This window comes from Bradyrhizobium yuanmingense (genome assembly GCF_900094575.1).
Classification (GTDB): Bacteria; Pseudomonadota; Alphaproteobacteria; order Rhizobiales; family Xanthobacteraceae; genus Bradyrhizobium; species Bradyrhizobium yuanmingense.
Map to the genome: position 1 here is coordinate 457,894 of NZ_FMAE01000004.1, position 12,428 is coordinate 470,321.

Sequence of the window (12,428 nt, forward strand, 5' to 3'; positions counted from 1 at the left end):
CTGAAACCCGTGAACCCTGGGGGCTGACGCGCAGACCTACCGAGAGGCGCCCAAAATGACGCACGCTGACCGATTCGGCTCGGCTTCAGACCAGCAGGAGGTAGACCAGCGCAACCAGAGCCGCCCCAACGCCGGTGACGATCAGGGCGTAATCGGTGCGGAGGTCGTCCTGCACGTCGAATGAGGTTTGGGTCTCTTTGCTCATGGCGACGGTCTAAGCCAGGCCCGACCAGACTTCTGTGAACCAGATCACATCTCCCCGGATTCTTTCGGGTGTCATGTCGGAACAGGCGGATGGGCAGGGGATTATCTCATTCCCCGCCAACAGGGATACGAGGCGAGCGATGCAGCCAGAACGGCAGCACCAGAACTGGCGAAGCGAGGCAGGCAGCCGGCTTTGGCTGTCGGGGCTGATCGCGGCTATGAAGCACGCGGAGCGGCCCGAGGTCCGTCGCCAGCCGGTCGCCCCCGAAATCCTGCTGGAATTGCGGGCGCAATTGGCGTTAACGGCGTCTTTCCGGACGTCCGGGATTTCGACCCTGCGTCACTAGGATCCGGACCTATTCACCAGCCAGCTTGAGCTTCGGCATGGCCGCGCCCTCCCGGGCCCGCAGCCGGGCTTCTTCCTGCGGGATATAGTCGCGGGTCATCGGCACCACGCCCTGGCGACGGGTGATCTGGATCTGGAAGTTCATCATGGCTTGCTTGCGGAACGTCATCTCGCAGGCCGCGAGGTAAAATTCCCACATCAAGGCGAAGCGCTCGTCGTAGAGCTGCACGGCTTCCTCGCGCCGCGCCATGAACCGCTCGCGCCAGGCCTTCAGCGTCTCGGCGTAGTGCAGGCGCAGAATCTCGATGTCGCAGACCAGCAGGCCCGCGCGCTCGATCGCCGGCAGCACCTCCGAGAGCGCGGGGATGTAGCCGCCGGGGAAGATGTATTTGGCGATCCAGGGATTGGTCGAATCCGGGCCCTGCGAACGGCCGATCGAATGCAGCAGCATGACGCCGTCTTCCTTCAGCAGCTCGGCGCAGCGCTGGAAGTAGGCGTCGTAGAATCTCGCCCCGACATGTTCGAACATGCCGACGGAGACGATGCGGTCGAACGTACCTTCGACGTCGCGATAATCCTGGAGCTGGAATCTGGCCGAGCCCGTCAGGCCCTTTTCGGCGGCGCGCGCATTGGCGACCTCCAGCTGCTCGGTCGACAGCGTGATGCCGGTGACGTCGGCGCTCGCGATCTCGGCGAGATAGAGCCCGAGGCCACCCCAGCCGGAGCCGATGTCGAGCACGCGCTGGCCATTGCTGACGAGAAGTTTCGCCGCGATGTGCCGCTTCTTGGCAAGCTGCGCGTCGTCCAGCGACATCTCGGGCGTCTCGAAATAGGCGCAGCTATATTGCTTGTCGGCATCGAGAAACAGCGAATAGAGGCGGCCGTCGAGATCGTAATGATGAGCGACGTTTTGACGGGAGCGCGGGCGGGGATTGAACTGCTTGAGGTGCCGCGTCAGGTAGCGCAGGTGCCACCACGGCTTTGCCCACTGCGGCAATGGGTCGGGTTGATCGAGCAGGATCGCGAGGGCATCAGCTATGGTGCCGCGCTCGACCACGAACTCGCCGTTCATGTAGGCCTCGCCCAGCCCCAGCTCGGGATTGACGAGGACCCTCCGCTCGGAGTCGGCGGTGACGAAGCGGACTGCGACCGGCTCGCCGGAGCCGTCGCCGACGGTGAACTTCGACCCGCTCGCGCTGGTCACCGTCAACGACCCGCGGCGGATGAATTGGGACAGAAATCGACGCAACAATCGGTCCATCGGCAATCCTCTCGAGCGAACCCGAAAGATGCGACTACCCGGCCTTTATAACTGACGCCCAGGCGCCGCAGCGGTTCCTATGCGTTTGCATTCAAATCTAGCGAGCCGGTTCCGGCTGCGCTATTGCACTGTGTTCAAAGTAGATATTCGAAAACCGCTTAATCACATCCTTGCGCGCGGACCTGCTTCCATTCGCGGCTCAATCGGTTAAAAGGTGACCGCCGCCGCGCCGGATGCCGGCTGCATTTGCGGAAATTCAACGGAGATGATGGGAATGTCGAGCCGAGCGCTCAGCCTCGCGACGGTGTTGCTTCTGATTGGCTTCGGTGCGGCTAATTCCGTTCTTGCGCAGGCGACGAACCTCGAGGCTGGCAAGACCCCGTCGCAGCTGTTCTCGCAGACCTGCAATGTCTGCCACAAGAGCCCGCGCGGGCTGCTGAAGTCCGTGTCGCCCGGCTCGCTGCCGGGATTCCTGCGCCAGCACTACACGACGAGTTCGGATATGGCGGGCGTCCTCTCCGCCTATCTGATCTCGAACGGTGCCACCGACACGCGCTATCAGGCCAAGGACGCCAAGAAGGACGGCGCCGCGCCTGAACAACAGGGTCGACGCCAGCGCGCGCAGGATGCCGCGAGGCCGGAGGGCGAGGGCGCTGCTCCTGCCGCCGAGGGTACGCGCCAGAAGCGTGCGGCGCGGCCGGCCGAGGAGGGTGCCAAGCCGGAGGGAGAGGCTGCGCCCGAGGCACGCAAAGGCAAGCGGCGCGCCAAGCCCGGCACGGAGGAAGCCCCGAAGGTCGATGCCGCGGCGCCGGCGACCGACGACAAGAAGAGCGAGCCGAAGCCGGAGCCCGTCAAGCCTGACAGCGCCAAGGTCGAGCCGCGCAGCGAGACGCCGGCGCCGCGGCCCGATCCGATCCCGCAGGTGACGCCGGCCGCTCCAGCCGCCGCCAAGCCCGCTGAGCCGGCCGCGCCCAAGCCGGTGGAAGAGGCTGCTCCGAAACCTGCCGAGCCGGCCCCCGCGGCCAAGCCGCAGGAACAGGCGCCGCCCGCGACCGCTGCAGCCCCGCCGCCGCCGGCGCCGCCTGCGTCCTCCGGTCCGCCGGTGCCGCCGATCTCGCGCTAAGTCATCCGGATCTTTCGATCGACGATGCGAAGGCCGCGCCCATCCGCGGCCTTCGCATCGTCTTGACCGTCATTAGAGTAGTACTCTAGAGTATTGCTCTAGGAGGCGCCCATGACGGCGAGCGTACGAGACGATCTGTTGGCGGCCGGCCTTGCCGTGTTCGACCGCGTCGGCTTCGAAGCCGCGACGGTGGCTGCGATCCGTACCCGCGCGCGGGCTTCCAACGGCAGCTTCTTCCACGTTTTCGGTTCGAAGAAAGAACTTGCCGGTGCGTTGTTTCTGGAGGTCTTGCGGCACTATCACGCCGCGATACTGGCCGCGCTCGATCCCGGCCCCGACGCCGAGCGGGGCATCGATCGCCTGATCCGGGCGCATCTCGACTGGGTCGTCACCAGCCGGCGCGAGGCGCGCTACCTCTTCGAGATCTCGCGCAGCGAGTGGGGCGAAGACGTGCGCGACGCCCAGCGGGCGCAGAATGCGCGGCTTGCCGAAGGCATTGAGCGCTGGCGCGCGCCGCTGGTGGCAAGCGGCGAACTTCTGCCGATGACACCGGTGATGTTCGTCAGCCAGCTGATCGGTCCGGCGCAGATCTTCTGCCGCGCCTTCCTGTCGGGTCGCGAGCGAACCGATCCGCGCATCGAGGCGGACACGCTGATCGCCTGCGCCAATCGTGCGCTGAGGCCGTTCGATCGCATCAACAAGCAATAAGGGGAGATCGCATGCGGGCCGAAGCTGATCCGGAATTTGCGCCGATTGCCGAGCGCATCCACGCCAATATCGGCCGGCAGGGTTTCATGAACCTGGTCGGCGCCGAGCTCTCCGAATTGTCGCGCGGCACCTGCACCATCGCCGTGGAGCGCCGGCCGGAGCTGTTACAGCAGCACGGCTTCTTCCATGGCGGCGTCACCGCCTTCCTGGTCGACAACGCCACCACGATCGCAGCCGCCACGTCGCGCGGCCAGCCGGCGCTGACGGCGGAATACAAGCTCAATCTGTTGTCGCCCGCGGTCGGCGAGAAGCTGATCTGCCGCGCCCGGGTGATCAAGCCGGGCCGCCAGGTCGCGGTGGTCGCCGCCGACGTGTTCTGCGTCAGCGACGGCGTCGAGAAGCATACGGCCACCGCGCTGGCCTCGATCGCGATGCTGAGCGAGGACGTCGCTGCCAAAACGAAAAGCCCGGCCGCGTGAGGCAGCCGGGCTTTGATCGGGATCGTCATCCGGGTCTGGTCTTGCGGACCGTCCCGGAATGACGAGTTGAGCTGCTTACTTCTCTTCCGCAGCCGGCGCCGGCGCGACCTCGTCGTGCTGGGCTTCCGGATCGAAGAACTCGCCGGCGGCGGCGATCGCCTCGGCGGCCGCATCGCGATCCTCATTGCGGGTCGAGATGTCCTCGCCGCGGTTGATGCGCTCGGCCTCGTCCTGGCTGCGGGCAACCGTGACGGTGATCTCGACCTCGACTTCGGGATGAACGGCAACGGTGATCGAGTGCTTGCCGATGGTCTTGATCGGCGCGTCGAGCTGGATCTGCGGACGGGCGAGCGAAACGCCGTCGGCTTCGAACGCGAGCACGATGTCACGCACGTTGACCGAGCCGAACAGCTGGCCGGCTTCCGAGGCCTGGCGGATCACGATGATGTTCTTGCCCTCGATCTTCTCGGCGACCTTGGACGCCTCGGCCTTCGAGGCGAGGTTGCGCGCTTCGAGCTCGGCCTTCATGCCGTCATACTTGGCCCGGTTGTCGGCGGTGGCGCGCAGCGCCTTGCCGCGCTTGAGCAGGAAATTGCGAGCGTAGCCGTCGCGAACCTTCACGACTTCGCCCATCTGGCCGAGCTTGTTGACGCGTTCCAGCAAAATGACTTCCATATTCGTTCTCCTTTTGAAGTGCTCTCGAAGGTTTCAGTTTCGGGGTTGAACTCAAGGTGTAGGCAGTGGCGGCGGCTGCCGGCTGCGCAGGAAGCGTTCGCGCAAGCCAAACAAGGCATCCGCAAGCCCAAGGATTACCATCGCGACCACGGGCCATCCGAACACGACCACGGCGGCGTAGGTCGAGCCGAGCCAGAACGTGCGGCCGTTCAGCGCGAGCGTCAGCGTATGCAATACGGCGAAACCGGCCAGCGCATAACTCATCATCAGCGCGGCGGTGGCGATCTGCGCCACGATGCCAAGCAGCCCCCCGGTGAAGCAGAAGGCGAGGGAGATGCACAGCACCACCAGCGTCATCTGCGGCAGCTCGGTGGTCTTGAGGTCCGGCCAGGGACGGCGCAGCCGGCCCGACGTCGCGGTCACCTTGGCGCTGAGCCAGAGGTTGAGAGTGAGCGTCATCGTCGCGGCAATCGTGGCGGCGGCGGGTGCGATGCGCACCAGCGCGTCGACGAACTGGCTGGCTTCGCCCGAAGTTTGCGGGTCGGTGGCGCGCAGGAGGCGCGTCAGGCCACGGCGCAACGTGCCGGTGATGGTCTCCGCGTCGGTCCCGAGAGTGAGCAAAGCGGCCATCGTGGTCAGCGTCGCGAAGCCTGCAATCCAGAGCAGGATGCGGCCGACCGGGTACCACTCGACGTCCGGCTCCGCGGAGGGCGCTGTGCCGGTGGCAGGCGCGGCGCTTCCCACCTGACGTCCGAGCAGGACGAGATGGCCGAGCCACCACGCCGGCAACGCGACGGTGACGGCGAAGGCGATGCAGTAGGGCAGGCCGAACAGGGCGCCGAGGCCGATCGCGGCGGCGATGCCGCCGAGGCTCGCGCAAAGCGGGCCCCAGCCGATCGCGGCGACCATCAGGGGGAGCGGAGCGAGATAGAACAGGACGAGCGCGATCAGCGCCCCCGAGATGATCGAGGCGAACATCAGGGCCGACGCAGCGCCGGCGATCAAGGCTATCAGTGCAAAGGCCATCATCAGCTGTCCCGCTCCCTTCGAGCGGTTAGAGCGAGACCAGCAAGAACGCTAGTGTTATCAGAGGTTTATGCGGATCAGCTCACGCTCTGTAGCGGAAACCGTAGCAGATACCTCAGCTCGCCCAACTCCAAAACGAGTGCGGCCCCTCACGGGAGCCGCAAACCAGTGCCGGCCTTCTAACCAATCCCGTGTCGACATTCAACGCCCAATCTCATGGCTGGCGTCGAGCAGACCTTGAGGGTTCCTGCGTCGATCGGGAGGCGCGGCAGACTGCGTCCCCTGGGTGCCTCAAGATCTTAGGTAAGATTGCTTGCGGCTAATCGCTGGCCGAGTTCGTATGCAAGGCAAGCGGCATTCCGATGCCATCCTAAGCGACGTCAACATGCAGTGGGGCAAGATCGCGATCGAGATGCGGGAGAAGTACCCCGATTATTTCCGGGTCGGCTGGAAGTAAGGCTGCGCCGAAGCCAAGATCATTCTCCAGGACCAGGGGCTGCAGAAGGGCTGTGCCGGTTATCGCGAACGGCAAAGCCGGCGAGCGCTCCGCGCTGAGGACCCCAGACCCCGGCGGCGCGGGGCGGGCGGACGTGTCAGTCCCAAAGCCCCCAGTTTTGAGGCCCCATGCCGATCGCCGCAGCATCCAAAAGGCCGATTGTAGCGAGCGCTTCGCGCCAGTATCAGAACTCCTCGCCGGCCGAAGCCAACCGGCGCGGCGCAAGTCAGCGGGGCACTGATGCAAGAAGGCACATCTCGAACGCGGTGCGGCCATCGAAGGCTAAGTGGAGTGCCTTAACCCATGGCCCGCCGCAAGGACGTCTACGTCTCCCGCAAGGTCGGCAAATACCGCGTCGGCATGTGGCTCCCGCTCAAGAACCTCATTGGCTTGGGCTTTCTCATCTTCTTGGGCCTCGCCTTCTACGGCATCTTCCTCGGTCAAAACCGGGCCGCGAGCAACAAGGAGTTCGAATCCTTCCCGCCGCTCGTCGATATCGCACCGTACACCTGCACTGAGGATCGCGATCGGATGCCGGACGGCCTGAAGTCCTACAGCCGCCGCTGCTGGTCTTCTCAGCGCAATGCGCGAGGGGACATCCGCTATAGAGCGGTCGGGGATGACGTCATCATCAAGGCCAAACCTTGATGCGCCCGGCCGCGATCCAGTCCTGGGTTGCCGTCCGTTCTTGATCCAGGTCAATGAATTGCGTGAGCCGTTCGTGACCTTATCCGTCCGAGTGTAGCATGCGCTCCGCGCTAACCGATTCGATGCTTGTGCTTGCCGGCGGCCGGCTTGGATCTGGCTGGCCGCAATGAGACCTCGGCCTCTGCAGGTAGCCGCTGGCGCCTCGATCACGTAGCGGACGGCGTGGCGCCTACGGTCGGTGAAGACCGCCCTGACTCCCAGGCGTAGCCGCGTTGCTGTTGCGATCCGGGGCCGAAGCGCTTCCAGACCTCGGACCCGATCTCGAACTTCGACTCGATGATGCTCATGGGTGTCCCGTCGGGTAGATCTGGCCGATAAAGGACCTTCTTCGCACACAGAAACCGTATGAGTGGCAAACGCTACGCGCTGATCTCAATGACAGTCGGCAGCCGGGCCGTTTGGATCATGGCGAGCTGGCGGATGATGTGGGCGGAGCCGGGGAAGATTTTCGTGCAGGGGATGACCGGCGAGCTGAAGCCTACCGGTCCGGTCAGGACCAATAGGCCCAGGTCGACGTGCGCGAGCTGGTGAATAGCCTATAGTAAGATCAGGCGTAGATGGAGGGGGCAGTGACCTGCGGCTTCACAGTCGCCCGCACCCCCGTTCGCACGTGCCGGCCGCCGACCGCCTCGACGACCACCCGCAGCTCTTTGCCGAACGCGCGGCGCATGCCATGCGTCAGCACGCCGAAGCGGTCCGTGATCAGGAGGTCAAGTTCGTGCAAGGGCGAACGCCCCTGCCGGCGAGCTGCCTCGATGATCACGAGGCAGGCGGGTTCTTGAAGGAAGGCGCGAATCTGACGGGAGGTCATGGGAGCGAATCTCCGATTGAAGGGGCGCTGGACATACGCCCTTCTGAAGCGCTGCCAAGGGGGGCTGCCAACTATTTCGACTAGACCCCCTAGCGTTTGCTGCGCCGCGTCAGAAAATTCATAGGGTCGTCCGGGAAAATCGTCTCCAGAAGGAAGCTGTCTCCGGCGTGCCGGAGCTTGTTGGTCCGGAAGAGGGCTATCAGCTTCAGCGCCTCCTCAGCGGGCGCAGTCATGCAAATATTGACCTCCGCGGACGTCGTCAGAATCACCGACATCGGCTTCGGGTGGATGGCGCCGACCTCGACATTAGGGCCATCGTTAGGAATGCGTCGAGGTAATTGGTCGTTTCGCTTTCCTTGTGTCTTCGGGACCAACGTCCAGTCGGTGCAGATGCCGGCGAAGAGTGGCCGACGAGGGCTCTCGGTGTAGGTCGTTGACGGCAGCCCAGAACGTTCACGGGCGTGCGTCTCAGCCCGACCCTCAGCCGGGACGGTGGTCCCCTAAGCGATTGACCACGCTGAGCTTTTTCGTCGCCGCAATTAAGGTAATAGAATCATAAGCTTAAGCTTGTTCATTGCGTCGCGTGATCGTATGGTGGTGAGTCGGGGAGGGCTGACGTGGGACGACGGGTAGTGGAGACGCAGGACGCATCGTTGCAGCGCCGCCTGGGCGCTCTTGCGGCACGTCTCGGCTATGCCGGGCTCCCGACCTTCTTCACCCCCGACCGGGTCACTGGGCGCGCTAACCACGTGATCCGGCAGGCGCTGACGAGCATGGGAATCTCCGGGATTCTTTCGCTTGAGGACGGTTTTCGGCCATCAACTCTGAAGCCTATCATTTACCTGGCAGCTGCAGGCAGTGGCGCGGAAATCGAGGCGATCCGTCGTGATGTTTGGAGCCAGGGCGTTGCGCCTTTCCTGCTGATCGTTACGCCGGATACAGTGGAGGTATGTAGCGGGTTTGAGCCGCCCAGCGCGGCGGCCAAGCAAGTCGCGTTCGACCCCGACGCCGAGGCCCTCCCGCGCGACCTTGAAGACTTCTCCAGCCGGCGCATCTCTTCGAGCGTGACTTGGGGAAATCTGGACCTGCACAGGGAAAGCAGCGTCGACAACGCATTGGTGGATGCAATCGAGGCGCTGAACGACCGCGCTCGGGCCCACTTTCCCGAATTCGAGAACGACCGTGATCTCATCAATGCGTTGATTGGTAAATTCATCTACATCTATGTTCTGATCGACAGGGGAATTCTCACTCCTTCATGGCTGGCTGAGAAGCTTGAGGGCGGTGACCAATCCGTCGTTGAAGCCCTGTTTTCGAGTGACGTCCACCGGCAGTCGACATCATGGACGGCTGCTTCGGCCGTGGCTGCGTTTGCAGCCGTCGACGGCGCAATCAACGGCTCGGTTTTTCTTCTTTCCGAAGAGCAGATCGCCCGCATTCCGGACGGGCTCTGTCACTTAATTCACAGAGTCATCCGCGGCGGCGAGGTGCTGCTTGGTGCGGAAAGTCAGCCCAGCTTCTTCAACGTGTCCTTCAACGTTCTCAGGACCGAAACCGTTTCGGCGATCTACGAACGCTTTGTCAGCATTGAAGACGGAGAGAAGAGGAGGGACGACGGCGTATTCTACACGCCTCCCCACCTGGCTGACCACGTCCTCGACCGGCTGGAAGCGGTCAGTCCGATCACCGCGAACTCACGTATTGTGGATCCTGCCGCTGGCTCGGGCATCTTTCTGGTGGGCGCCTTTCGCAGGGTGATGGAGGCGAACGTTCCTGAAGGAGGGTGGACGCCGACCCACATCGACCGAGCCAAGAAACTCCTGCTCTCCACCATTCATGGCATCGAGAAGCATCCCCAGGCGGCGAACGTCTGTCGCTTCAGCCTTTACCTGACGCTGCTCGAGTATGTGGGAAGGGCGACGATCGAAGAGCTGATCCGGGCGGCTGGCGCGGAGAAGTTTCTGCCTGATCTGTCGAAGAACATCGTTTGCGCAGATGCATTTGCCCTCCCCGAGGCGGAAGAAAGGTATTCGCATGTCGTCGGTAATCCGCCGTGGTCTATGACCGGTGGACAGCGGGACCGGTCCAACCGGACCGGCGACCGGAAGGAAACAGGAGCCGACATCGAAGCCTTCAAGGCTGGATTGAAGACCTTGAGGATTTCGTACGCGCATGATCGCTTGTGCGATCTTTTCACTTGGCTCGCCTTGCTGCGGCTCGCCGATCGAGGTGCGGCGGTGGCGCTGGTGATCAATGCGAAGTCGGTGATTGGCCGCCACGCCAACAGATTCTCCCATTGCCTTGCGAGCCGGGCAACGATCCGCTGGACTGGCAATCTCTCGCACCTTCGGCGCAAGCTGTTCGTTGGGGTGGAGGCCTCCGCTTTCGTTTTCGTGGCGCTGAACAGGCCGCCTACGGGCACCGATCGGGTGGAGACCTACCGACCTCTTCTTTCCTCTCTTCCTACTGGGCGCCGGCGCGAGATTTGGAGTCTTCTCGCCTCCCAGTCCGACATCCAAGTCCAGCGTTCGCAGGACCTCCAACGAGGCGCCAACGGTTGGTTCACGCAGACGATGCTGAGTGAATTCGACCGCCGCATGCGGGAGGCGCTGGAGGTCTGGTCGGTCTCCGAGGAGCGCACGTTCGGAGATTTCGTTCAGCGTTCGAACCTGGTCATCAGCAAGGGTGGGAGCCCCAAAGAGACCGGGGTCGCGCGGTCTGATCGAACCGGGACGGCTCAAGCACACCCGCTTTCGCGGAGTGAGTTCGCCCGGGTGACGGCGGAGTACCGCGGGTATTATGCGGGCAACGTGATTCTGATCCCCCGTAGCATGAAGGAAGCGACGTTCTGGCCCGACCCGGTGGCCTACCCGTCAACCTTCAACGGCCTCATTCCGGCGAGCCAGTACGAGGATTTGAAGAGGTCGGCCCGCAAACTCGGGCATACGGAAAAGTTTGATCCCAAGCTCGTGGCGGGCTTGCTGGCGTATTTGAATTCAACTGTCGTGAAGTACTTCGCGTCCCTGTTCGGCGCGAGCTTCCTAATGGACCAGGCGAGGCTCGAAAAGAACGATCTTCTTTCCCTTCCTTGTCCGTTTGAGGGGCCAAACGACGAGTCGCTGCTCGCCCTGGGGAAGGTTGAGGACGTCGACAGTGCCATTCTCGATGCGATGGAGGCGGGCAGCGACTTCCGGAAGGCGTTCAAAGAATTTGCGGTCTTCCGTAGGTATTTTGCCAATGCGCAAATCCCGAAAGATAGTTTGAAGCGTCCCTCATCGGAAGCGGTCAAGACCTACATGACGCGCCTGGTGGCGGAACTTCAATCGTCGTTCGATGCCAAGCGCAAGGTGCGCGCCACGACATCACACGACGGCAGCGAACGGACCTACGTCATCATCGCGATCGGCAAGCGTGAAGGCGCAGCGCCGGCTCCGGGCCACTTCGAAGGGCAGTTTCTGGGCAACTCGCTCGTGACGTACGACGCTGAACTTGAAACGTCGGTGATTGCGAAGGCCCCGTCCAGGAGCGCTTGGACCATCGATCAGGCCGTGGCGGACGCTGCCGCCCTGTCGAGAGAAATAAGAGGAAGCCACGCATGAAGATGCACCCGGCCGCGCTGATCGGGCCTCCGCCTCAGGTGGACGAGTGGGCGACTTTCCTCGCGAATGCCATTGCGGGTGTGAGGGCGGCTTCGGAGCAGATGAGGGCAAGGCGTGCGAAGCATGAGAAGAGGATTGACTGGTTCCGCGACAAGAAGAGCGGCATCCCGCGCGAGAACTCGGTGACGCGCGCCATTGCGGACGAATTCAAACGATTGAAAGCGCGGCAGGGGATCTCCGGCACCGGCGTTCAGCCGATGGATCTTCGCCACATCAGCATCGAATGCGAGGTCCCGCGCCCGTACGACCCCGGCATCAGCGACAAGGCGAAACCGACCGACATCGCATTCTCATTGTTCAAGGATGGCGTGCTGGACCTTCGGATCGAAGCTAAAACGATCACCTCGATCGCCGACCTAAAGACCTATATCGGTTCAGAAGGATTGCTGCGCTTTGAGGACGGCAGCAATCCTTACACGGTTGCGCCGTTCGGCGGGATGGTTGCCTACGTTGTCGACGAGGACGCCGACAGTTGGGACAGGAGAATAGCCTCAAGATTGAAGGAAGCGCTCGGCGCGGAGCGGACATATGTGACGACCATCGGAACGGCCATCCATCAGGTCTCCACACACAACTTTGTGCTGACAACGGACGAGGGGACCGCTGCCTACGAAGTTGGTGTAGTTCATCTTGCGATTGAGATCGACGCGGTCCCGTCAAGACGTCCTTAGGGTGGATGCGTTTAGTCGAAGGTCGCGGGTCCGCCCCTTGTGCGTCGTGATCTTCCGGTCCTTAACGTGGGCGACAGATCGATCTCGACCGGGAAGCTCCCGTCGAGAGACTGAATCAGTGTGCCTTGCTAATAATTTCGTTCCAGCGCAATCGTCATTGATGTCGTGGCCTCGTTCTCGTTCGATCGAGAGCGAGTTCGTTTGAGACGCGGACTGACGATCGAAGTCCGTCAGGATGTCCCGCATGGGGCGGCCGGCGAG

Annotated in this window: 12 protein-coding genes; 7 read left to right on the top strand and 5 right to left on the bottom strand. The window is 63.1% G+C overall.

The window, feature by feature from the left end; genetic code table 11:
* The first annotated feature begins 239 nt into the window (after positions 1–239).
* Positions 240–551 (top strand): hypothetical protein, encoded by a 312-nt coding sequence (locus GA0061099_RS15685; protein ID WP_225112255.1) that lies wholly within the window; start codon positions 240–242, stop codon positions 549–551.
* Between the two features lie 9 nt (positions 552–560).
* Here the strand turns inward: GA0061099_RS15685 and GA0061099_RS15690 are convergent, their stop codons facing one another.
* Positions 561–1,811 (bottom strand): SAM-dependent methyltransferase, encoded by a 1,251-nt coding sequence (locus GA0061099_RS15690; RefSeq protein WP_036022698.1) that lies wholly within the window; start codon positions 1,809–1,811, stop codon positions 561–563.
* Positions 1,812–2,085: 274 nt separating this feature from the next.
* On the opposite strand from GA0061099_RS15690, the gene GA0061099_RS15695 reads away from it, so the two are divergent.
* The 3 genes from GA0061099_RS15695 to GA0061099_RS15705 all read left to right on the top strand — a co-directional run bounded on the left by GA0061099_RS15695 (position 2,086) and on the right by GA0061099_RS15705 (position 4,121).
* Positions 2,086–2,934, top strand: a complete 849-nt coding sequence (locus GA0061099_RS15695) for a hypothetical protein (RefSeq protein WP_036022699.1) — start codon at positions 2,086–2,088, stop codon at positions 2,932–2,934.
* Between the two features lie 111 nt (positions 2,935–3,045).
* Positions 3,046–3,642: a TetR/AcrR family transcriptional regulator gene (locus GA0061099_RS15700; RefSeq protein ID WP_036000737.1), complete on the top strand. Its 597-nt coding sequence runs from the start codon at positions 3,046–3,048 to the stop codon at positions 3,640–3,642.
* A gap of 11 nt (positions 3,643–3,653) precedes the next feature.
* Complete coding sequence (locus GA0061099_RS15705) at positions 3,654–4,121, top strand: PaaI family thioesterase (RefSeq protein WP_036000734.1); 468 nt, start codon at positions 3,654–3,656, stop codon at positions 4,119–4,121.
* Positions 4,122–4,196: 75 nt separating this feature from the next.
* On the opposite strand, the gene rplI is transcribed toward GA0061099_RS15705, so the two are convergent.
* Positions 4,197–4,796 carry a 50S ribosomal protein L9 gene (gene rplI / locus GA0061099_RS15710; RefSeq protein ID WP_036000730.1) on the bottom strand — a complete coding sequence of 200 codons (600 nt, stop codon included), beginning with the start codon at positions 4,794–4,796 and terminating at the stop codon, positions 4,197–4,199.
* A 51-nt stretch (positions 4,797–4,847) separates the two neighbouring features.
* Positions 4,848–5,825: a DUF2232 domain-containing protein gene (locus GA0061099_RS15715; RefSeq protein ID WP_074447874.1), complete on the bottom strand. Its 978-nt coding sequence runs from the start codon at positions 5,823–5,825 to the stop codon at positions 4,848–4,850.
* 796 nt (positions 5,826–6,621) lie between these two features.
* Between GA0061099_RS15715 and GA0061099_RS15720 the strand changes: the two genes are divergently transcribed.
* Positions 6,622–6,966, top strand: coding sequence for a hypothetical protein (locus GA0061099_RS15720; RefSeq protein ID WP_074447875.1), 345 nt, complete (start codon positions 6,622–6,624; stop codon positions 6,964–6,966).
* A gap of 607 nt (positions 6,967–7,573) precedes the next feature.
* Here the strand turns inward: GA0061099_RS15720 and GA0061099_RS15730 are convergent.
* Together GA0061099_RS15730 and GA0061099_RS43105 are read right to left on the bottom strand one after the other, a co-directional pair.
* Positions 7,574–7,837: a hypothetical protein gene (locus GA0061099_RS15730; protein ID WP_074447877.1), complete on the bottom strand. Its 264-nt coding sequence runs from the start codon at positions 7,835–7,837 to the stop codon at positions 7,574–7,576.
* Between the two features lie 89 nt (positions 7,838–7,926).
* Entirely contained in the window at positions 7,927–8,211 is a 285-nt protein-coding gene (locus GA0061099_RS43105; RefSeq protein ID WP_420886530.1) for a hypothetical protein, read from the bottom strand.
* 279 nt (positions 8,212–8,490) lie between these two features.
* On the opposite strand from GA0061099_RS43105, the gene GA0061099_RS15740 reads away from it, so the two are divergent.
* On the top strand, positions 8,491–11,436 hold the full coding sequence (locus tag GA0061099_RS15740) for an N-6 DNA methylase (RefSeq protein WP_074447940.1): 2,946 nt from the start codon (positions 8,491–8,493) through the stop codon (positions 11,434–11,436).
* The gene (locus tag GA0061099_RS15745; protein ID WP_074447879.1) at positions 11,433–12,167 is read left to right on the top strand and encodes a hypothetical protein; all 735 of its coding nucleotides are present in this window, start codon (positions 11,433–11,435) and stop codon (positions 12,165–12,167) included. The genes GA0061099_RS15740 and GA0061099_RS15745 overlap by 4 nt, the downstream gene beginning before the upstream one ends.
* The last annotated feature ends 261 nt before the right edge of the window (positions 12,168–12,428 follow it).